The organism is Magnetococcus sp. PR-3, assembly GCF_036689865.1.
Lineage (GTDB): Bacteria > Pseudomonadota > Magnetococcia > Magnetococcales > Magnetococcaceae > Magnetococcus.
Window position 1 is genome coordinate 135,824 of sequence record NZ_JBAHUQ010000008.1, and the last position, 21,964, is coordinate 157,787.

A 21,964-nucleotide genomic window follows, 5' to 3' on the forward strand; every position below is an offset into this window, starting at 1 on the left:
TCGACGACACTGACATACACGGGTGTTTGCAACTGAACATATGGCCTATGTCCGTCCACACCAGCGCTGACCACATCACCCTAGCTTAAGACTAAAAAAAACCAGACAGGCATAGAACAAGGCCTTACACACCCTACAACAGCCTCATTCAACCCCTATTTTAAGGTGATAAAACCAGCGCCAGGTCCATGTACACCCAACCTGATCCCTCACTTTTCACACAAAAGGGGAGCCCCCTACAGAGCTCCCCCCTTATGCATTAAAACCGTTTAGCTGTGAGCACCACCATTAACCTTCCAGATTCTCAATCCTGATAAAGCGTGGCTGATCACTCACTGAATCAAGTTTTTCAATGGCCTGCAGAGAATCTAGAATCTGCTTCTCTGAGACTTCATGGGTCACCATAACCAACGGAACGTGATCGACGGGTGAACGCTCTTTTTGCACAATGGCATCAATAGAAACCGAGTGCTCTTTGAGAACGGCGGTAATCTCAGCCAAAACACCCGGCTGATCCAGAACAGAAAGGCGCAGATAGTAGGCGCCTTGCATCTCCTCAACCGGGCACATGGGTGGCATCTTCAGCTGATCCGTCGGTTGCCCCAAAGGATAGATACGGGGCATTTTGGCGCCAGACTGAATATTGCGGGCAATATCAACCAGATCAGATACCACCGCACTGGCGGTAGGATCTTCACCCGCGCCACGTCCGTAATACATGGTCGCATCAGCAAAATCGCTGTTTACAAAGACAGCGTTGAAGACCCCCTCTACAGCTCCCAACATACTGCTGGCATCTACCAGGGAAGGTTGAACGCGCATTTCTACTTTGCCATCCCGACGTTTGGCAATACCAAGCAGCTTGATGCGGTATCCCATCTCCGTCGCCCAAGCAATATCGACATCAGAGACATGACGGATACCCTCAACCGAGACAGAATCAAACGAGAGAGGCATACCAAAGGCAATGGAGGCCAGAATAGTCAGTTTATGTGCCGCATCAATACCTTCAACATCAAAGGTAGGGTCAGCTTCTGCATAACCTTTTTCTTGGGCATCTGCTAACACAGAATCAAATGGCAACCCTTTCTCACGCATCTCTGTGAGAATGTAGTTACAGGTACCGTTCAAAATACCGTAGATCTCGGTAGTCTCATTACCCGCCAGAGCTTCACGCATGGCCTTAATGATCGGAATAGTGCCAGCTGTTGAAGCCTCAAACATCAGCTCAACACTGTTGGCATCTGCAGCAGCGATCAACTCATTACCATGGGTTGCGATAAGTGCCTTGTTGGCTGTGACCACATGCTTGCCATGATTGAGCGCTTTCAAGACCAGATCTTTGGCAATACCGGTACCACCAATTAACTCACAGATCACATCGACATCATCTGACTGGATCAGCTTTTCAGCATCATCAACCATGGTAACATTGGCGGGTAATTCTACACCACGATCTGCTTCCAGGTTACGATCGGCAATACAGCTTAACGTCACTGCACATCCCGTACGGGCAGCCAGTAGATCGGCATGATCCAACAACATACGTACCACACCTCGGCCTACTGTGCCGAATCCCATAACGCCTACGCGCAAAGCTTTCACCTGTTCACCTCTTTGGTAAGGATGTCTTATTTCTATAGACCGTTGTGTTCAAAACGGTTTGTGGATCAATCACCAGCTACATCAGAACCAGCACTTAGGAAACGCCGCATACTACGCAGTGCCTGACGGGTTCGATGTTCATTTTCAATGAGTGCAATACGTACATGTTCATCCCCATAAACCCCAAAGCCCACACCAGGGCTTACCGCCACCTTGGCCTCTTTGAGTAACAGCTTGGAGAACTCAAGAGAACCCATGGCCTTAAACTCATCGGGAATTTCTGCCCAGACAAACATGGATGCCTTAGGACGTTCAATCTGCCACCCTGCCCGATCCAAACCATCAATCAAGACATTACGACGCTGGCAGTACATCTCATTAATCTTGGTCACACACTCCTGAGGTCCATTCAGCGCCACTGTTGCGGCAATCTGAATCGGTTGGAACATGCCATAATCCAGATAAGATTTAATCCGTGAGAGCGCCTTGATCAAGTGAGGGTTCCCTAAACAGAAACCGACACGCCATCCCGGCATATTATAGGTCTTTGATAAGGAGTAGAACTCAACGGCAATATCCTTGGCACCTGGGATCTGTAGGATAGAGGGTGCCTTATAATCATCAAAACAGATTTCGGCATAGGCAACATCAGAGATTACCCAGATATTATGCTCTTTGGCAAAATCGATAATCTTCTGATAAAACGCCAAGTCCACCACCTGCGCGGTTGGATTGGACGGAAAGTTCACCACCAGAACCTGAGGATTAGGCCAGTGATTACGCACAGCCTCTTTCATATCCTCAAAAAAATCATTGTCTCGACTAATTTTAACGCGCTGAATATGTGCTCCAGCGATTAAAAAACTGTACTCATGAATGGGGTACGTCGGGCTAGGTACAATCACATTCATACCTGGCTCGGTAATAGCCATGGCCAAAGATGAGAGCCCCTCTTTGGAACCAATGGTAACAATCGACTCTGTCTCAGGATCCAGGTCGACATTAAAACGTCGTTTATAATAGGCACAAACCGCTTTGCGCAGCCCGCCGATACCTCTAGAGAGTGAGTAACGATGGTTACGTCCATCACGTACCGCCTCAACCAACTTATCGGTAATATGCTTAGGCGTGGGTTGATCCGGATTACCCATACCAAAGTCGATAATATCCTCCCCACGATTACGTGCTTTGTATTTCAGATCATTAACCACTGAAAATACATAAGGAGGCAGGCGTTTGATGCGATGAAACTCTTCCATAACAGACCCATTCATACTCAGTCGAAACTTCTTATAACCGAATGCGCTCCATAATAAAGAAGCCAAACTTCATCAAAGAGCACATTGCAGTAACAGCGGTATAAACATCCCAATCTAAGATCCAACCCCTACGCTGTCAACGGACTCTCGGTAAAGTTAAGCATACAGTTGGGTGATTTTGAATGGATACCCGCATAGATACCATCTTAGCAGCCTGATAAATGACCAGTAAGAATAACGAACCAGGTATCACAGGATTGTTTTTATAAGACAACTTGTTTGACACAGTTTAGAATGATAACCATCGAGATAACAGCCCTAACCATCGCATAAAACAGGTATTTATGCGTATAAGAATCCGTATTCACCCCTGCAATAGTAGGCTGATTATAGATGCCCACCGAACCCCAGAGCACGATCAAACTAGAGATACGGCGCCCCATTGTAGGGATGCTGTTGCTGGCAATTGGGCTTTTCTCGCTGATTTTTTTTCTTTCTGTTTTTTTACTCTATTGGGACCATACCCAAGCTGAACAAGATCGCGTGGTCTCCACGTTCCAATCTCATGTCACTAAATCCATCGATAATGAGGTCATTCTCTATGAGCGGGTCATGCGTAATTTTATGCAAAACCCAGCTTTTATATATCTGACCATGCAGCAAGATCGGCATCATTTAGAACAAAAAGTTGTGCCCATTTATCAACAGCTCCAGACCCACCTGGGTATTACACATTTTTATTTTCATACGCCTGAAGGTATTAATCTATTTCGGGCACATAAACCTGACCGCTACGGTGACCCAATACAACGTTTTACCTTACAACAAGCAATTAAACTCAGACGTGTAAGCCATGGTATCGAGTTAGGCCCCTTAGGCACACTGACCTTACGCGTGGTGGTGCCCTGGCAACATAATGGAAAAATTATTGGCTATTTAGAGATGGGAAAAGAGCTTAACCATCTTTTAAAAACACATGGACACCTACTGCCGTTTGACTACTACGCCTACATTTACAAAAGGTTCCTAGATCAAGACTCCTGGCTTAAAGGGATGCAGATGATGCACCGCGATGGTCAATGGTCTAAGCTCAGTGATATGGTTTATACGGGGGAACCTCAGCAAAACCCACCGGATGATATTTTGTCATTTATAGAAACCAATCAAGAATACTCTGCTTCGATATGGGACCTTTTTAGCCATGGGCAGCACCATGTCTTTATTAAATTTCCCGTGTATGACTCCAGCAATAGCCAAGTAGGCATTATTGTGGCCAGCACAGATGATACCTCTGCACGCAATCGTAATCAGATTCACCTTATGGCGGTGTTTGGTACCTTTTTACTCCTCATGGCGTTACTCATTCTATTTTTCAACAGGTTCAGTCGAAAAATAGAATACCGCTTTCAGAGCTTGACCCAAGACCTGCAAAGCCACCAAAAAATTCTCGATCGCGCTCAATCTGTGGCCAAAACGGGCCACTGGGAGTGGTCGATTAAGAGTAATACGCTCTATTGGTCTGATGGTGTTTATCAGCTTTTTGGGTTAGATCCTCAACAACAGAAGGCCAGTAATCGACTTTTTTTAAGGCATGTTCATCCAGATGATCGGCAATCCATTAAATTGGCGGTGGACAGAGCAATTCAAAATCCAGATGTGCCCTATACCATTGAACACCGTATTATCCAGCCCGATGGTACGGTACGCACTTTACACGAAGTGGGAGAGGTCATAACCAACCGTCACGGACAGCCGGTGCAGATCTTAGGTACAGCTCATGATATAACCGACCGAAAAGAGCTAGAAGATGAGACCCAACGAGCCTATTACACCCGTATTATTATCAGTTCACTGTTAGAAACAGCTTTAGATCCGCTCTCCCTTAAAAAACAGCTGCGCAAAGCCCTCTCTATTATTTTCAGCTTACCCTGGTTAAAGGTACAACAAAGAGGGGCCATTTTCCTTTTTGACCCCCAGGATCAAAAGCTACATTTGGCAGCACACCTAAACCTTGAAAAGAAATTGCAGGAACAGTGTTCTGAACTTGAGCTTGGGCACTGCCTTTGTGGGCAAGCCGCCCAGCAACGCACCCTTCTTTTTCGCCAACATGTGGATCAAGCCCAAGAAACAGAGTATAGGGGCATGTCCGATTATGGGCACTACTGCGCACCCATTCTTTATCAAGATGATCTTTTAGGGGTTTTGAATCTTTATCTGAAACGTGGACACAAACCTTTTCCTGAAGAGGAGAGTGTCATACACACCATCACCCAAACCTTGGCTGCGCTTATTCATGAAAAACGCCGGGAACAACACCTTATTCAGGCAAAAGATGCAGCCGAGGCAGGAAATCGTGTTAAGGATAGTTTTTTAGGCATCATGAGCCATGAACTACGCACCCCTATGAATGCCATTTTGGGGACTAATGAACTCTTAAGAAAAACCCAGACAACACAGGAACAAAGTGAACTTCTGGTCATTCAGGAACAGTCCGGGGCAGCCCTGCTTGCCCTGATTGATGATATTCTGGATCTAAGCTTAAGCCACCATCACAACCCTGTGATCTCCCATGACTCATTCAACTTAGAGGATCTACTGCTAAGCATTCACCACACGCTCCAACAACAGGCTGAACAGAAGGGGTTAACACTTATTTTCCCCCCTTCTAACAGGATGAAACAAAATGTGTATGGTGATTTAAAACGACTACGGCAGATCCTGTTGCACCTACTGGGGAATGCGATTAAATTTACACCTGATGGTGAAGTAGAGCTCTCCGTTCCTAGACATAGCCCCCCTTTCAACACCCTAAAGTTAAGTATTCGTGATACCGGTATTGGTATAGCTCCCCATCAGCATGAACATATTTTTGAACCCTTTGTGCAGGGTGATGCTTCATTTACCCGACTCTATGGTGGTTCTGGAATCGGTTTAAGCATCGTCAAACGGTTACTTGATGCCATGGATGGTACGCTTCAATTAGAGAGCACCCCTGGTTCGGGCTCAATGTTTACCATAACCCTGCCTCAAACAGAGCCCCACCAGCTCTCTCCACTTTCTTCCTCGGCTGAAATCCATCATTCGGTTCAATCAAGCCCACACACGGCCAGGAACATTCTTTATGCAGAAGATAATAAAGAGAATGCCCTCTTGGTGGATATTTTTCTGCGTAAAACGCCCCATAAACTAACCATTGTCGGAGATGGCGCCCAAGCTGTAGATGCGGTTAAAACGGGGGCGTTTGATCTGGTTTTAATGGATATTCAAATGCCGGTTATGGATGGCTATCAAGCAACTCAGGAGATTCGAAAATGGGAAAAACAGAGCAACCGTAGCGCAATGCCCATTTTAGCACTGACAGCCCATGCCCTTGATAAAGATGTGCAAAAGAGTTTAAAGATGGGCTGTAATAACCACCTAACCAAACCCATCACCAAACAACGCCTATTGGATGCCCTTTTAAACACCTGATCCTGATATCTTTTTTGCAAAAAACCTTCATCACACCTTTTGGTTCAAGCCTTTACATCATCTATAGATCACATTGAACGATGATAGACCGTACACCATGGCTGATTAAGCTGCTTATATGCATCCATATTTTTGGATCTCCCCTTAGGCAGCCACCCTTTCGCCGAGTCCCATGGTTTACGTTAAACAACGTGCAATTATGCCGCCTTTGCTAGCCCGGTTATGAACACTTCCCGTTCAGGCTATTGTTTGGTATCCCCGTCAAATTATCCAACACCCCTCCCTGTAATCGACACCGGCAATGGGTCACCAAAACCTACCAAGCTTCAAAAAAACCTATAAAGTTTAGAAAATCAGTGTCTCTATTCCTCAATTAATCGTGAAAAAACCATTAACGGCGACACACATAATCTCATAGCTAAACCTATTCATTTGGTCGATATGTTCACCATTATGCCCAAGTCGCTAACCCCACAAACCTCTTCAGGACCTCCTATCCCAGCTAACCAAGCTGGTAATAGCAAGCCAGATAACACGGCCAGAATGGCATGGGTTGGATACAACGGCAGGGCTGGCAACAACCCAGAACAACAAGTCACTCCCTATCAAATTTCTGCGCAAGAAATATCATACCCAACCCTGGTTTAAGAAACAGTATCGATATGCCCATGAACAAGACCCAAATGCTGCAACCCGTATGGCCCATACATTAAAAGGGGTATCAGCTAAGATTGGGGCACATCATGTGCAAGAAGTTGTACAACAAATTCGAGCAGGCATTCCTAACCCAACTGAACGTTGAAGAGGCTTTTTAATCGGGTGTTGTGAGCGCTCAAACCTATTGTGGACACATTAGTTACATGGTCAGCACAACAAAAGCCTAGCGTGCAAAAAACCTATTTTCGAAAGCTGCTAGAGGGGGGGGGGCTATACCGAAGCTGCCGAGTTTTGGAGAGGTTAACCGCTCAGAGAGAGGATCAACTGATTCTTGACCATCTTAACCCCATAACACGAACTGTCGCTCTGTGTGATTTTGAAAAAGCCTTGACGAAACTTATCGTACTGGAAATTATCTATCATCTAGAGATCTTCTTGTCATAATTGAGTATAAAGTGTCTCTGTAAAAACAGCTTGAACAACTTCGTCACGACTTAGAAAATGAGGACGCTGAAGCTGCGGAACAGATTAAAGCAAGCGATCAAGTACCAGAAATGAAACCTCATACACAAATTTTACAGCATATGAGGCGTTGTATTGAATCGTATCAGTATAAAGAAGCCCTACAGCATCTTTCACTGTTAGAAGAGCAAACCAAGGAAAAGTAACAATGAATGACGTTCTTCCCATTATTCTGGCTGTAGATGATACCCCAGATAATATTGATGTCCTGGCTGGCATACTGAAGCCCGCCCATAAAGTAAAAGTGGCATTAAACGGTGAAAAAGCGCTTAAAATTGCAGCTAAAGCACCTCATCCAGATCTTATTTTACTGGATGTTATGATGCCGGGTATGGATGGATATGAAGTGTGTGAACAGCTAAAAGCTCATCCAGAGACAGCGTCTATTCCGGTCATTTTTATCACAGGGAATACCGCACAAGAAGAGATCGATAAGGGGATGGCGCTGGGTGCGATGGGATACCTGAGTAAACCCATTGATCCCGATGCTTTGTTGGCACAAGTAAAGAAAGCCCTTCAAGGCTAATTTTTTAGGTTGTTTTAAGAGATTGGGCGCAACGTCACGGCCCTGGAGTGCCGAACACTCCAGGGCATGACGCAGCCGCTTCTGCGTCGATCCTCCGCGGACCGCCGCCTACTGAGGCTTGGGGTACCAAGGACCCCGCGAAAGTGCACCTGAAGAGATGGATAAAGAGTAGGCCTTGTTGGCAAACCCTTTGGTCTTAGAAGAGGTTTGAGACTCTCCTTGCATCGCCTTCTGAATACCCATTTCACGGGTTCTTCGAGACTCCTGCTTGTTACTACTGGCTATCTTACCTTCTGCCGAACCAGCACGGCTCCTGTTTAGTGATATTACAAAGGACTGGCTCATGAGTCGACCCTTCCTACGTTGCGACCCCCTGCACTATTATTATGTTTTGCAGGTAGATATGAACAAGCCCTCTTCCCTTATCTCTTTTATCGTCGGGACCAACCCAGTTCCTTAAGCTTTTTTTCGAAACCAAATACATTTTTTTTCAAAATAAGGTTCAAACAATGCCTAACGGGCTAATGAATATATGTTTTTTTTATGAGAGAACCCCTCATATACATCAACTCAGAAACCAATGCTTATCACTACTGTCAAAGCTAGGTGTAGTGGAGGTTTTTCATCATAAGCCTTCTACGGCTGTGTTGAAGTCAAACGCATAAAGTTACCCCTTGCAAATGGGTGTTGATATGATCAAAAAGCACTCTTTCACCATCGGCTACATGATTGGCTTTTTTACTCTTTATAGCCTATTTATACTTACCGCATCGGCTCAAGCCAAGGATGCCAACCCCAACGACCCTGCACTTTTTTTCACCCCCCTCAAACAAGATCTTCAACATCTACACCCCTGGGGCCCTGGGCATGGTCCTCAACGGCTCCACTCTAAAAAACCGGATGTTCACGACACTGTTTCGGGCTATACACCTGCTCGCCGCTGCCTCACCTGTCACGAGGGACAACAAAATAATCTCCACTATGCCCGCACTCAACTTATCTGTCGCGATTGTCATATCTCAAAACCCATTGCAGGCATACGTAACCCCAACGCAGCCATATATGCCCCACACAGATATGAACAGGTGTGTGCCAAATGCCATGAGGGGGCAGGTCCAGGTATGGGTAGCTACGTGATCCATGAGCGCCCCCCCTGGAGCCAAGCCAGTCAAGAGAGTTTTCCAGCACTCTATTGGTCAACTTGGGTCATGCTATTTTTAGCTGGATCGGTATTTGCCCTCTTTTTGCCCTATATTGCAGCTTGGTGGTGGCGTGAAATCAAACAACGCAAGGCCGCTCAAACACAGCCCCCTACCCCGATAACCAAGGGTCCCCATATGGCCCGTTTCTCTCCCTTTGAGCGTGGCCTGCACACGCTACTGGTCATCTGCTTTATGCTACTTAGCATCACAGGGGTCGCATGGATGTATGTAGAGACCGACCTGGGTAACCTTTTAAACGGCCCTTTGGGTGGTTACCAAAATGCCGTACAAATCCATCGGCTTTTTGGCCTATTACTGATGGCCACCTTTGTCATTCATATTATCCATCTGTTGAAGGGGATCAAACAGAGCAACGCTCAAAGCTTATCAGGACCTGATAGTTTGGTATGGAGCTGGCAGGATTTTCGTGCGTTCTATCACCACTTAAAATGGGTCGTGGGTTTAGCGCCACACCCTGTTTTTGACCGATGGACTTGGTGGCAAAAATTTGATTATTGGGCAGTCTGGTGGGGACTTGTCATTGTGGGTTCTACAGGGATGATGCTTTTTGATACGGTATTAACTGCGCAACTACTACCTGGATGGACCATGAATGTAGCCCGGTGGATTCATAAAATTGAAGCCATACTGGCCATGGGGCATATCTTTGTGGTGCACTTTTTTATCGAGAGCTACCGCCCCCATGCTTTTCCATTAAAAGATCATATCTTCCATGGTGCCACTTCGCTGGAGCATCTCAAACATGAGCATCCACAGTGGGTTGAGCGCCTGGAGGCTCAAGGTGACTTAAAAGAGCATTATATGGCACAACCACCTCGCATGGTTCAGATCGCTTTTTTTGGTTTTGCCATCTCCATGGTTCTTTTAGGACTCTTTCTACTCTTTGCCATGCTCTTTTACGCCATCGATTTAAGCATCTAAGGTGACATCGTTCATTACAGGTTTAGACTTAAGATGGTAACGAACACAGCACCTTATGGTGGCTGTTTATCGACCCTAAACGATCTCTGATTAAGGGTATGAAACAACACACACCATGAGGGTTGAACACAGCCAGAAGATCTTCTTTTTATGCTATGCCTCAACCAGTACCACACTGGTTATAGAGAGTTATACCTGTCTAAGCATTAATCAGAACTCTGCTTTCAAGATGAATAACCGCGCGAACACCGATTCGTGCGCTACCCTAAGAATGCATCAATCTTAGTGAAGCATGGTGTCGACACTTCCAGGGTCGTTTTAACCTCCGGGGAGTCCCCCTATTTTCATGTCTTAAAGGAAAAAAGGATTCTTTTTTTAACCCTACTTAAAGGGCACAAGCTCCCTAAGCGCGCCAAAGATCAGATCGCCTGCGCTCACCCAATACTTATAGATTTAGCTAAGTTTTAGAACAAAAAAAAGGGCCACCCGGTTGGGTGGCCCTCTCCATTTCAACTGAAAGCCTGTATTAGGCAATCATACCAACGATCATCAGTGCCACGATATTAGCAATTTTGATCATTGGGTTTACAGCTGGGCCAGCAGTGTCTTTGTAGGGGTCGCCTACGGTGTCACCAGTGACAGAAGCTTTGTGTGCTTCAGAGTTCTTACCACCACAGTTACCATCTTCAATGTACTTTTTAGCGTTATCCCATGCACCACCACCTGTGGTCATGGAAATAGCAACAAAGATACCGGTGATGATGGTACCCATGAGTACGCCACCCAGGGCTTGAGGACCAAGCAACAGGCCAACGACGATGGGAGCCAAAACAGGCAGCAGAGAAGGAATAACCATCTCTTTAATGGCTGATTTGGTCAACAGATCCACCGCACGGGAGTAGTCAGGCTTGGCTGTACCTTCCATGATACCAGGGATCTCACGGAACTGACGACGAACCTCCAGCACAACACTACCGGCTGCACGGCCCACGGCTTCCATACCCATGGCAGCAAAGAGGTAAGGCAACAAACCACCAATGAACAGACCAATGATCACCATATGGTTGGAAAGATCAAAGCTCATATCTTCCACATAATGTGAAAGCTCATGGGTGTAGTCTGCAAACAGAACCAAAGCAGCCAGACCAGCAGAACCAATGGCATAACCTTTGGTTACGGCCTTCGTGGTATTACCAACAGCATCCAGAGGATCGGTAATGGCACGAACTTCTTCAGGCATCTCAGCCATCTCAGCAATACCACCTGCATTATCGGTGATCGGACCATAAGCATCCAACGCAACGATGATACCGGTCATGGAAAGCATGGCCGTAGCTGCAACAGCAATACCGTACAGACCAGACAGAGCATAGGCAGCATAGATGGAAGCACACACAGCAAGAACAGGCGCTGCGGTAGACTTCATAGAGATACCCAAACCAGCGATGATGTTGGTCGCATGGCCTGTTTCAGAAGCATTGGCAATGGTACGTACTGGGGACCATTCAGTACTGGTGTAATACTCAGTGATCACAACCATAGCACCGGTCAGGAAGATCCCGATCAGAGCAGCAAGGTAGAGGCTAGTAATGGAGAGACCTAAGGGGTTACCTTCCATCAACCAAGCCGTAATAGGCAGGAACAGAACCGCAGAGATCGCAGCAGCAACGCCCAAACCTTTGTACAGTGCAGGCATTACGTTGGTCATGCCAGGCTTGGAGCGAACAAACCCCACACCGACAATGGAACCAATAATAGAGGCCGCGCCCAACATCAGCGGATAGATAACCACGTTACCAAACGCTGGCATCAACAACGCACCCAGCAGAATGGTTGCAACCACGGTCACCGCGTAGGTTTCAAACAAGTCTGCGGCCATACCGGCGCAGTCACCCACGTTGTCACCCACGTTATCTGCAATCACGGCAGGGTTACGGGGATCATCTTCTGGGATACCCGCTTCAACTTTACCAACCAAGTCTGCGCCAACATCAGCACCTTTGGTGAAGATACCACCACCAAGACGGGCAAAGATGGAGATCAAGGAACCACCAAAAGCCAGACCCATCAGAGGCTTCAGTGCTGCAGACATCGTAGTTGTTGGGTCGGCACTCTTCAGCAGGTATGCCACAAATAGGGACACACCCAGCAGACCAAGACCTACAACCAACATACCGGTGATGGCACCACCCTTAAAAGCCACCTGCAACGCTTGATCCAGTCCCTTACGGGCTTCCTCAGCGGTACGTACGTTGGCTTTAACAGAGATGCTCATACCAAAGAAACCGGCTAAGCCAGAGAGGATCGCACCAATGGCAAAACCAATGGCAGTCATCCAATCCAAGGTTACAGCAATACCGGCAAACAGCGCCAAGCCCACATAGGCAATGGTCTCATACTGGCGTCGCATATACGCTTGTGCACCTTCTTCAATAGCACCCGCGATTTCCTGCATTTTTTCGTTACCAGCAGAAAGGCCCAAAATCCAAGCCCGCTTCTGCCAAGCCCAGTAGATTGCAGCCGCCCCGGCCACAATCGAAAGAACCAAGGCCATTGAACTAAAATTACCCATCTATTTCCTCCTCCAAGTACTGAACAAGATCGTTTTCTGGCAAATGGACACGCTGCCAGTATGATTGATTGCAACCAACTCATCTGCTCGTTACCTAACCAGTAACAACTGGCTGGATCAGCTTTACATGCTGATAGTGGCAGACTTCACCACGGCTAACCCAGAAAGCCGTGAATCCTCAACCTGCAAAGTGGTTATCGGACAACACCACCCAAAAAAGAGGCCCATCCATGATCAGGTGAGCCTACTTTATTGACTTAACCAAGAATCGCGCAAAGGTCATCCAGAACCTTCGCCATATCCTGCATACCATCAACACCTTTGACCAAACCTTTGGCGCCATAATAATCAATAAGCGGCGCAGTTTGCTCATGGTAAACACTCAGACGATTGCGAACTGTTTCCGCATTGTCATCGGCACGACGCTTCAACGTACCTGAGCACTTATCACACACATCAGCTTTAGCAGGTGGTTTGAACTCATCGTGATACCCCTCACCACAATCACCACAGGTACTACGGCCTGTAATACGATTGACCAGGGGCTCATCTTCGACCTTAATATCGATCACAAAGTCGAGGTTCTGAGTACGTGTTGAGAGCATTGCATCCAGACCTTCAGCCTGGGCAACGGTCCGAGGGAAACCGTCCAATAGATAGCCTTTGTCACAGTCGGCTTCTGCAGTACGGTCTTTGATGATACCGAGTACGATCTCATCGGTTACCAAAGAACCACTTTCCATGGCTGCTTTGGCTTTCAGCCCGACCTCACTCCCCGCAGCGACTGCAGCACGCAGCATATCGCCAGTCGAGAGTTGAGGGATGCCATATTTTTCGGAAATCTTACGCGCCTGTGTGCCTTTACCAGCCCCTGGGGGGCCCATCAGTACAACCTTCATATAAGGTATCTCCGCTCAAAAAACTTCGAAAAAAACCGCACCCCTAGGACGATGCACCACGTTTGCTCGGCCAATGGCGGTTTACCCTCTCCAACAGGTCTCGATCCACCTCAGCAGGTGGTTCTTTGATCCCTGCCATCCAATCCAACAAATCTGCATCGGGATACACTAACAGATTCAAAAACGCTTCGCATAGAGTTTCATCAAGTTTATTTAATTCGGCATCTAAAAAACGTTGGAAAAGAAGTTCAGCCTCAAACATAGAACGGCGCGTGACCTCAAAGGCCACGCGCCGTTTCAAAACTTCAAGCTGATCATTCTTGGATGCATCACCCTGCATGGAATCTCACCTACTCTCCATCGAAGGTTACCAATTTCTCCTTGAGATTCTTTTCATCGGAAAGTTGACTATCCCAAGGGGACTTTCCGTAAAAGATGGCACCTTCAGATTGAATATCTGTGTAGGTAGCATCATGCAGGTTGACTTTACGTAAATCAACCCCACGCATGTCACAGCTTTCAAATTTTGCGTCTGTTACCAATGCATCGCGCATAATCACGTTAATAAGTTTAACGTTGGCAAAGATGCATCGGCTAAAATCACTACCCTGCAGATCTCCTTCAGCAATATCGGATCCACTAAAATCAGAACCACTAATATCACTGAGATAGAGACGGGCGTGGGTCAGATGGGTGTCCTTAAAGTTGGCACCACTCATCTTGACCCGCTGGAAGAAGGCAAGCTGAAGCTTGGCCCCCTCGAAATTGACCCCGGTAAAGTCGCTCTCTTGAACATAGATATTGGAAAGGTTGCAACGGGAGAGGTCAGTGCCATGAAGAATGGCCCCTGAGAGAGTGGACCCGGCGAGATCAAGCCCCGCCAGGTCCAGTCCACTTAGGTCGAGGAAACTAAGATCCGAGTCCACCAACGTTCCATCTGTGCCATGCTCGGCGATAAGCGCCTCACGGCTTTCGAAACGGGTTTTCACGGTGTTTCCCCTTAAACGTTACGGCTTAGAAAGGGCAATGATCTGGTTCTTATCATAGCCCTCATGACCACCGACACGCTCACGGATTTTGGCCAAGTTTTGATCCAGAGTAGGTGCTTTCTTCTGGAATAGCAGACCTGTCGGTGCTTTACCTTCAGGCTGACGCGCCAACTCCATAGCCGCACCCAGATCGGAAGGATCATGATCCTCAGGGATAGGCTGAACCAGATCACGGTAGTAGTCCACCGTATCGATCTTATTAAAGGTGGGGCACTGAGAGAAGATGTTCACATACGAGAACCCTTCATGCTCCATGGCACCTTTGATCATTGCGGCACAATCCTTAGGCTTACCTGCAAAGGCCTGGGCAACATAAGTTGCACCATAGGTCAGCATGTAAAGCATAGGGTTCATGGGCTGCTCAGGACCACCATAAGGGGTGGTGTAAGCCGTCATCTGCGGACGTGATGTGGGGGAGTACTGTCCCTTGGTCAGACCATAGATGCCGTTATCCATAAGAATGTAGGTCATGTTGACGTTTTTACGCGCCATGTGGGGCATATGACCACCACCGATGGAGAAACCATCACCATCACCACCAGCCACAACAACGCACAGGTCAGGACGTGCGACCTGAGTTCCTGTTGCAACAGCACCCGCACGGCCATGCAGGGTGTGCATTTTGTAGCTGTCTACAAAGTAAGGCATCCGTGATGAGCAACCAATACCGGAGATTGCAACAAACTGGGTGGGATCAATACCCAACTCAGCCATCGCACGGTAGGTACCATTGAGAATACCAAAGTGTCCACAACCGGGGCACCAAGTAGTAGGAACCTCAGACTTATAGTCCTTGGGCTTCATGTTCTCAAGCTTGTGGAAAGCTTCAACAGTCATTAGATTTCCTCCTTGACCCGGTTCACAATCATTTCAGGGGTGAACGGCAAACCACCACACATGGTGTAGGGAATGGGCTTGATGGATGTTTCCGCACGGATAAAGTGGGAAAGCTGACCCTGGAAGTTAACCTCAGGCACAATGACTTTCTTACAGCTGTCACCAAAGGCTTCATAGTCTGCTACGGGCATAGGCCACATCAGCTTAGGATACATCGCCTTTACTTTCAGACCTTGTGCGGTCAGACGCTGCATCGCTTCACGTACAACACCGATGGTGGAACCCCAGGTGATGATACCGATATCGGCTTCACCCTCAACACCTTCGATTTCCATATTCTTATACGTTTTAACAACGGCATTCTGCTTGTCAAAACGCTTACGATGCATACGCTCATGGTTCTCAGGACCATAAGCAGGGGCACCGGTTTCGCTGTGCTCCAGACCCGTAGCAATGTGCTTGGCATTAGGGGTGCCAGGAGCCGCCATGGGGGAGATGTTATCTTCAGTCAACTCATAACGCTTATAGGTACCTTCGCCGTCCCAGGTCTTACGCGTTACCAGCGTATAGTCTTCGGGCTTGGGGCGAGGAATGGTCTGCGTAGAGAAGGCCAAAGAGCCATCGGACAACAGAATCACGGGCGCCTGATACTGCTCAGCCAGGTTCAGTGCATCCACGGTCATGTCGATGCAATCCTTCACATCTTCAACCGACAGCACGATACGTGGGGAGTCACCATGACCACCATGAATCGCCAAGAACAGATCGGACTGCTCATGCTTGGTAGGCAGACCAGTTGAAGGACCACCACGCTGTACGTCAACCACCAGACATGGGGTCTCAGACATGTGGGCCATACCCAGCAGTTCGGACATCAACGCCAAACCAGGACCAGAAGTGGCGGTCATGGATTTCTTACCAGCGTAAGAACCACCCAACACTTGAGCCAAAGAGGCGATTTCATCTTCTGCCTGAACCAAGTCACCGCCACATTTGGGCAGGTGGGTTGCCACATACTTGGCGACCTCGGTTGCAGGGGTAATGGGGTAAGCGGAGAAGAACTCCAGACCACCCAAAATGGCACCCAGACCAACGGCGTCGTTACCAGCCATGATGATGACATCTTTAGGCTCTTGGGCATCAGCTACCCGGTAAGGATCACTCTTGGTCTGTTCTTTAGCCAGCTCTTTACCTTTTTCAAAGGCTTCCAGGTTCAGACGCAGAACATCTTCCCCTTTGCTGCGGAACTTATCGCTGAGAACCTCAATCAAGGTATCTTCATTGATATTGAACAGCTGGGACAGGGCCCCCAAAGCCACCATGTTCTTTGAGCGGTAGGATTTCATTTCCTTCGCTGTCTTGGACATGGGGATTGGGTATGCATGCACACCCTCAGGGATTTCATCAGGCTCGAAATCACCACCTGGATAGTCATAGATAAATGCAGTACCAGGCTTGATCAGATCCTTGTTCTGTTCATATGCCTCACCATTGAAGGCACAGAACACATCAAAGGTATCACCTTGATTGTAGAGTCTCTCATCACTCATACGGACCTGGTACAAGCAGTACCCGCCCTTGATCTCCGCTGGGAAGGTTTTAAAGGTATAAACCTCCAAACCGGCCCGCGCACAAGCGGCCGAGATGAAATCACCGGAGGAAACAACACCTTCACCCCCTTCACCGGCAATGCGAATGACCAAATCTTTCTTCTCCATGGAAACTCCCCTTGGGTTGTTTCAGGGGCTGCCCTCTTGGGCAGCCCCATTTAAGTCTGGGACGTTACTGTCCCAAGGCTTTTTTCACCGTTTCTCCGATTGCAGACGGAGATTGGGCGATAAACACGCCGGCTGCTTCGAGCGCGGCAAACTTCTCAGCGGCGGTACCTTTACCACCTGAGATAATAGCCCCGGCATGGCCCATACGCTTGCCGGGAGGCGCGGTAGAGCCAGCAATAAAGCCGACCACCGGTTTTTTCATATTAGCCTTAATCCACTCAGCGGCTTCTTCCTCAGCGGTACCACCGATCTCACCGATCATGACTACCACTTCGGTCTCATCATCTTCATTGAACTTCTCGAGACAGTCGATGAAGTTGGTGCCGTTGATGGGGTCACCACCAATACCGACACAGCTGCTCTGGCCCAAGCCAATGGCTGTTGTTTGAGCAACCGCTTCATAAGTCAGGGTACCAGAGCGTGAAACCACACCCACGGAACCTTTTTTATGAATGTGACCAGGCATGATGCCAATTTTGCACTCATCAGGCGTGATCACACCTGGGCAGTTTGGCCCAACCAGACGGGTCTTACGACCTTCCAGGTAGCGCTTCACCTTCATCATGTCCAGCACAGGAATGCCTTCAGTGATGCAAATGGCCATATCCAGATCGGCAGCAGCGGCTTCCATAATGGCGTCCGCTGCAAACGGAGGTGGGACATAGATGACGGTTGCATTGGCACCAGTAGCTTCAACAGCTTCTGCAACCGTATTGAATACGGGTAGACCCAAGTGAGTGGTCCCACCTTTACCTGGGGTTACACCACCAACCATTTGCGTACCATAAGCAATGGCTTGCTCAGAGTGGAAGGTACCATTGGCACCAGTAAAACCCTGACAGATCACCTTGGTATTTTTATCAATGAAAATACTCATGCTCAACCCTCCTTCAGCGAGGCAACCGCTTTGGTCGCGGCGTCGTCCAGGTTATCGGCAGAAATGATAGGCAGACCGGAGTTGGATAGGATTTCCTTACCCTTCTCCACATTGGTACCCTCAAGGCGAACAATCAAGGGAACACTCAAGTTCACCTGCTTGGCAGCCTCTACCACACCATTGGCAATGACATCACAACGCATGATGCCACCAAAGATGTTAACCAGTACGGCTTTCACGCTCTCATCAGAGAGAATAAGCTTGAACGCTTCAGTCACGCGTTCTGTGGTAGCACCACCCCCAACATCCAGGAAGTTGGCCGGTGCGCCACCCTTGATCTTGATGATATCCATCGTAGCCATGGCCAAGCCAGCACCATTAACCATGCAACCGATGTTACCATCCAAGGTAATGTAATTCAGTTCATGCTTAGACGCTTCAATCTCCTTGGGATCTTCTTCATCGAAGTCCCGCAGCTCTTCAATCGCCTTTTGACGATAAAGGGCATTGGAGTCAAAGTTCATTTTACAATCCAAGGCCAACACATCACCGGAACCAGTAACCACCAGTGGATTGATTTCCATCAATGAGGCGTCGGTTTCCATGAAGGCGCTATACAGGCCCATCATGAATTTAACAGCCTTGTTCACCTGCTTGCCCTCAAGCCCTAAGCCAAAGGCAAGGTTACGTGCTTGGAAAGCGACCAAACCAACGGCTGGATCGACGATCTCACGCAAAATCTTTTCAGGTGTCTTCTCAGCCACCTCTTCGATCTCCATGCCCCCTTCAACAGAGGCCATAAAGGTCACACGGCTGGTTGCTCGGTCAATAACGATGCCCAGATACAGTTCCCGGGCAATATCGCACCCCTCTTCCACGTAGAGGCGCTTTACTTCTTTACCTTCTGGACCTGTCTGGTGGGTAACCAGTGTCAAGCCAAGCATGCGGTCGGCCTCTTCACGTACGGCTTCGGTGCTTTTTACCACCTTTACGCCGCCCGCTTTACCACGTCCACCGGCGTGGATCTGGGCTTTAACCACGAAGACATCACTGTCGAGTTCTTTAGCTGCCATCTCCGCCTCTTGGGGGGTATACGCTACCCGACCCCGAGGGACGTTGACGCCGAACTTGGCGATGATCTCTTTGGCTTGGTACTCATGAATATTCATGGCGTCTCCTGCCTGTTACAGAACTTGGAACCCACATCGAAAGATGGCATACCTCCGCCGCACCCCACCATCCGACATGGCGTGAAAGCAGGTAGTGTACGACTTTGTTGGATAACACACCAACTAAATAAGCATATCCTTATGAATGACCGCAAGTAATTTTATGAATCATAACCCAATTAAATGGCCAAAGCCTTACCATACCTTGGTAAAAGCATAGGCGCTGTACGGGTTTCTTCGACATCTGCGGCCTTCAAATCATCCAAATACGACTCAATGTGCGAGAGACCTGCCTGACCACCAGATCCAGTTTGGCTGGCAAATTCAGCGGCGGCCCGTCCAGCTCGAAGGCCAAAGACGATCAGCTCAAGCAGCGCATTACCCATCAAACGGTTTTTTCCATGTACGCCGCCACTCACTTCACCCGCAGCATACAAACCAGGTAAGCCGGTCGCACCATCCACCCGTATACGTACACCACCGTTTTGATAGTGAAGGGTGGGATAGACCAAAACAGGGACTTTGGTCAAATCAATTCCATGGCGGTAAAATTCGCTATACCGGCCTGGAAACTCTTTTTCAATGGTACCTTTCCCATGCAGATCATCAATCATAGGAATATCCAACCAGACACCAACATTACCACTTGGTGTCGTTGCACCATGACTGAACTCACTACATTCGCGAATAATAGCGGCTGTTGTCACATCCCGAGGTTCCAGCGAGTAGACAAACTCATCGCCAAACCGGTTGACCAACTGAGCCCCTAATCCACGGAATTTTTCCGTAATCAACAGACCCGCTTTTTGCTCAGGAAAAGCGATGCCTGATGGATGGTATTGGTTATGCTGCAAATCACGGAATGGCAAACCTGCTCGGTAGGTTAAAACCAGACCATCTGCGGTGGCGCCATAGTGGTTTGACGTAGGGAAACTCTGCAAATGCAGCCGCCCTAACCCACCCGTGGCCAAAATGACAGATTTAGCTTTAACCACCTTCATTTCGTTACCATGGTTCAGGCGCTCCATCACCGCGCCAACCACCCGACCATCATCATCGGTAAGCAACTCTACAATGGGGCAAAACTCCATGACATTGACATTGCGCAAGTTGCGGCACTGATCCCACAAAACCCGCATCATTTCCAGGCCCGTCATATCACCCGAGGAGTGCAGACGTTTTCTGGAGGTACCACCGCCATGGCGTACTTTCATTCGGCCTGTGGGATATTTATCAAATAACATCCCCAACTCTTCAAGCCAAGAGAGGGCATCAGGACCATCATGACAAAGTGCTTCTGCCAAATCGGGATCGTTGCTAAAGTGCCCTCCACCTAGAACATCCAGGTAGTGTTGCAAGGGAGAGTCACACTCCTGATCCGCACCTTGGATACCACCTTCAGCCATAATGGTATTGGAGTCACCAGCGCGCAATTTTGTCGTGATCAGAACGTCAAGACCACTTTTGGCAGCTTCAATGGCCGCCGTCACCCCTGCCCCACCTGCACCGATAATCAACACATCGGTCTCAAAATCCGCTTCAGGGATACGACCATTTTCAACCAGATCACGCACTGATGCCCGTGGCCAAGCTTCTAATAAATTTGCCAGCTCAACAGGAACACCTTCATCTTTATTGACACCCACCTTAAGTGCGCGCTTACCATCGGCACGATAATCTGGATGAAAATCCTCAAGCCAAGCCTTGCGGTCTGTCAATGAAAGCTGAGGAAAACTCTCACCACGTTGGATCCTCCGAATGCGATCCTCACGGGTTCGGGCAACCTCTAAAGCAGACTCCCGAAGCTCCTCGGGCAGATGATTAAGTGCACGTTCTGACATCTTTAACCTATCCCAACAGGGTAGTATCTTCAGGAAGCCAGGTTCCGGGGGCAGATTGAGCGGGTTCACTTTCCCGCCTCTGATAGAGGTTTTTAAGCTCCTCTGCATCCATCCGCTTCAACCGACGGAAACCACGCTTCATATCTTCAGTATTGACTTTTTCCCGTGCTTTTTGCAGGTGCTCAGCGCGATTCACCATATGGGCACCATAGAAGCGCCTAGCCGCTAATGCTGCATTAGGTTGTGAAATACGCGCCGGGCAGCGTGCGGCACATGCTTGGCACTGCACACAGGTAAAAGAGGCTTCGGCCGCCGCCTTAAAGTCACCCCTTTTAATCATACCAACATAGCCCATCACATCGATACCGACGGGGCATATACGGGTACACTCCTGGCACATAATACAGCCACCGACCTCTGGGTAGAGCTGCATAACCTGACGTTGAGGCGTCATCCCTTTTGGCAGTTCCAGATCATAGGACATCTGATTTTGAGGGAAAAAGGGCATGGGCATAATCGACATGCCATCGACCACCTCTTCCTGACACATCAGGGCGCTTTTTAGTTGGGCATCTTCAGGAGTACGGTAAAAGGCTGTACAGGCACCACATACACCACCGCGGCAACCGATACTACGAACAAAACGAACACCTGCCGTCTCCAGAGCGGAAACCATGGTCCGGCCCGATGGTACCTTATAAGGCTCACCATCATAGTGAATGGTGATCCACTGATCATTTCCAGGTGTCATCATCATT

The 21,964-nt window shown here is 48.3% G+C and carries 17 protein-coding genes; 4 read left to right on the top strand and 13 right to left on the bottom strand.

What is annotated here, in order from left to right; all coding sequences use genetic code 11:
* Positions 1 to 288: 288 nt before the first annotated feature.
* Together V5T57_RS07000 and V5T57_RS07005 are read right to left on the bottom strand one after the other, a co-directional pair.
* Positions 289 to 1,605 (bottom strand): homoserine dehydrogenase, encoded by a 1,317-nt coding sequence (locus tag V5T57_RS07000; protein WP_332890464.1) that lies wholly within the window; start codon positions 1,603 to 1,605, stop codon positions 289 to 291.
* 65 nt (positions 1,606 to 1,670) lie between these two features.
* Positions 1,671 to 2,864 (bottom strand): aminotransferase class I/II-fold pyridoxal phosphate-dependent enzyme, encoded by a 1,194-nt coding sequence (locus V5T57_RS07005; protein WP_442918179.1) that lies wholly within the window; start codon positions 2,862 to 2,864, stop codon positions 1,671 to 1,673.
* A gap of 393 nt (positions 2,865 to 3,257) precedes the next feature.
* On the opposite strand from V5T57_RS07005, the gene V5T57_RS07010 reads away from it, so the two are divergent.
* The 3 genes from V5T57_RS07010 (at position 3,258) to V5T57_RS07015 (ending at position 8,040) form a co-directional block, all read left to right on the top strand.
* Positions 3,258 to 6,335, top strand: a complete 3,078-nt coding sequence (locus V5T57_RS07010; protein WP_332890466.1) for an ATP-binding protein — start codon at positions 3,258 to 3,260, stop codon at positions 6,333 to 6,335.
* Positions 6,336 to 6,888: 553 nt separating this feature from the next.
* The gene (locus tag V5T57_RS20885; RefSeq protein WP_442918176.1) at positions 6,889 to 7,137 is read left to right on the top strand and encodes an Hpt domain-containing protein; all 249 of its coding nucleotides are present in this window, start codon (positions 6,889 to 6,891) and stop codon (positions 7,135 to 7,137) included.
* Positions 7,138 to 7,662: 525 nt separating this feature from the next.
* Positions 7,663 to 8,040 carry a response regulator gene (locus V5T57_RS07015; protein ID WP_332890467.1) on the top strand — a complete coding sequence of 126 codons (378 nt, stop codon included), beginning with the start codon at positions 7,663 to 7,665 and terminating at the stop codon, positions 8,038 to 8,040.
* Between the two features lie 108 nt (positions 8,041 to 8,148).
* Here the strand turns inward: V5T57_RS07015 and V5T57_RS07020 are convergent, their stop codons facing one another.
* A complete protein-coding gene (locus tag V5T57_RS07020) occupies positions 8,149 to 8,385 on the bottom strand; it encodes a hypothetical protein (protein ID WP_332890468.1) in 237 nt (78 codons plus the stop codon).
* Positions 8,386 to 8,732: 347 nt separating this feature from the next.
* On the opposite strand from V5T57_RS07020, the gene V5T57_RS07025 reads away from it, so the two are divergent.
* The gene (locus tag V5T57_RS07025) at positions 8,733 to 10,184 is read left to right on the top strand and encodes a formate dehydrogenase subunit gamma (protein ID WP_332890469.1); all 1,452 of its coding nucleotides are present in this window, start codon (positions 8,733 to 8,735) and stop codon (positions 10,182 to 10,184) included.
* Positions 10,185 to 10,710: 526 nt separating this feature from the next.
* Here the strand turns inward: V5T57_RS07025 and V5T57_RS07030 are convergent.
* From V5T57_RS07030 to V5T57_RS07075, 10 genes are all read right to left on the bottom strand, one after another.
* A complete protein-coding gene (locus tag V5T57_RS07030; RefSeq protein WP_332890470.1) occupies positions 10,711 to 12,756 on the bottom strand; it encodes a sodium-translocating pyrophosphatase in 2,046 nt (681 codons plus the stop codon).
* Positions 12,757 to 13,013: 257 nt separating this feature from the next.
* Positions 13,014 to 13,655, bottom strand: coding sequence for an adenylate kinase (locus V5T57_RS07035; protein WP_332890471.1), 642 nt, complete (start codon positions 13,653 to 13,655; stop codon positions 13,014 to 13,016).
* Positions 13,656 to 13,698: 43 nt separating this feature from the next.
* Positions 13,699 to 13,995 carry a succinate dehydrogenase assembly factor 2 gene (locus tag V5T57_RS07040; RefSeq protein WP_332890472.1) on the bottom strand — a complete coding sequence of 99 codons (297 nt, stop codon included), beginning with the start codon at positions 13,993 to 13,995 and terminating at the stop codon, positions 13,699 to 13,701.
* Positions 13,996 to 14,005: 10 nt separating this feature from the next.
* Entirely contained in the window at positions 14,006 to 14,644 is a 639-nt protein-coding gene (locus tag V5T57_RS07045; RefSeq protein ID WP_332890473.1) for a pentapeptide repeat-containing protein, read from the bottom strand.
* Positions 14,645 to 14,662: 18 nt separating this feature from the next.
* Entirely contained in the window at positions 14,663 to 15,541 is an 879-nt protein-coding gene (locus V5T57_RS07050) for a 2-oxoacid:ferredoxin oxidoreductase subunit beta (protein ID WP_332890474.1), read from the bottom strand.
* Positions 15,541 to 17,259: a 2-oxoacid:acceptor oxidoreductase subunit alpha gene (locus V5T57_RS07055; protein WP_332890475.1), complete on the bottom strand. Its 1,719-nt coding sequence runs from the start codon at positions 17,257 to 17,259 to the stop codon at positions 15,541 to 15,543. The genes V5T57_RS07050 and V5T57_RS07055 overlap by 1 nt, the downstream gene beginning before the upstream one ends.
* A 64-nt stretch (positions 17,260 to 17,323) precedes the next feature.
* Positions 17,324 to 18,196 (bottom strand): succinate--CoA ligase subunit alpha, encoded by an 873-nt coding sequence (gene sucD, locus V5T57_RS07060; protein ID WP_332890476.1) that lies wholly within the window; start codon positions 18,194 to 18,196, stop codon positions 17,324 to 17,326.
* A 2-nt stretch (positions 18,197 to 18,198) separates the two neighbouring features.
* Positions 18,199 to 19,365: an ADP-forming succinate--CoA ligase subunit beta gene (gene sucC / locus V5T57_RS07065; protein WP_332890477.1), complete on the bottom strand. Its 1,167-nt coding sequence runs from the start codon at positions 19,363 to 19,365 to the stop codon at positions 18,199 to 18,201.
* A gap of 179 nt (positions 19,366 to 19,544) precedes the next feature.
* Positions 19,545 to 21,206, bottom strand: a complete 1,662-nt coding sequence (locus tag V5T57_RS07070; protein WP_332890478.1) for an FAD-binding protein — start codon at positions 21,204 to 21,206, stop codon at positions 19,545 to 19,547.
* Between the two features lie 7 nt (positions 21,207 to 21,213).
* Positions 21,214 to 21,963, bottom strand: a complete 750-nt coding sequence (locus V5T57_RS07075; protein ID WP_332890479.1) for a 4Fe-4S dicluster domain-containing protein — start codon at positions 21,961 to 21,963, stop codon at positions 21,214 to 21,216.
* Between the last annotated feature and the right edge of the window lies 1 nt (position 21,964).

What these genes read in the sequence shown, in the direction of transcription:
- V5T57_RS07050 (WP_332890474.1), bottom strand. Translation starts at nt 15,541, where the DNA reads ATGACTGTTGAAGCTTTCCACAAGCTTGAGAACATGAAGCCCAAGGAC.
- V5T57_RS07070 (WP_332890478.1), bottom strand. Translation starts at nt 21,206, where the DNA reads ATGTCAGAACGTGCACTTAATCATCTGCCCGAGGAGCTTCGGGAGTCT.
- V5T57_RS07005 (WP_442918179.1), bottom strand. Translation starts at nt 2,864, where the DNA reads ATGGAAGAGTTTCATCGCATCAAACGCCTGCCTCCTTATGTATTTTCA.
- V5T57_RS07075 (WP_332890479.1), bottom strand. Translation starts at nt 21,963, where the DNA reads ATGATGATGACACCTGGAAATGATCAGTGGATCACCATTCACTATGAT.
- sucD (WP_332890476.1), bottom strand. Translation starts at nt 18,196, where the DNA reads ATGAGTATTTTCATTGATAAAAATACCAAGGTGATCTGTCAGGGTTTT.
- V5T57_RS07010 (WP_332890466.1), top strand. Translation starts at nt 3,258, where the DNA reads ATGCCCACCGAACCCCAGAGCACGATCAAACTAGAGATACGGCGCCCC.
- V5T57_RS07015 (WP_332890467.1), top strand. Translation starts at nt 7,663, where the DNA reads ATGAATGACGTTCTTCCCATTATTCTGGCTGTAGATGATACCCCAGAT.
- V5T57_RS07020 (WP_332890468.1), bottom strand. Translation starts at nt 8,385, where the DNA reads ATGAGCCAGTCCTTTGTAATATCACTAAACAGGAGCCGTGCTGGTTCG.
- V5T57_RS07055 (WP_332890475.1), bottom strand. Translation starts at nt 17,259, where the DNA reads ATGGAGAAGAAAGATTTGGTCATTCGCATTGCCGGTGAAGGGGGTGAA.
- V5T57_RS07025 (WP_332890469.1), top strand. Translation starts at nt 8,733, where the DNA reads ATGATCAAAAAGCACTCTTTCACCATCGGCTACATGATTGGCTTTTTT.
- V5T57_RS07030 (WP_332890470.1), bottom strand. Translation starts at nt 12,756, where the DNA reads ATGGGTAATTTTAGTTCAATGGCCTTGGTTCTTTCGATTGTGGCCGGG.
- V5T57_RS07035 (WP_332890471.1), bottom strand. Translation starts at nt 13,655, where the DNA reads ATGAAGGTTGTACTGATGGGCCCCCCAGGGGCTGGTAAAGGCACACAG.
- V5T57_RS07040 (WP_332890472.1), bottom strand. Translation starts at nt 13,995, where the DNA reads ATGCAGGGTGATGCATCCAAGAATGATCAGCTTGAAGTTTTGAAACGG.
- sucC (WP_332890477.1), bottom strand. Translation starts at nt 19,365, where the DNA reads ATGAATATTCATGAGTACCAAGCCAAAGAGATCATCGCCAAGTTCGGC.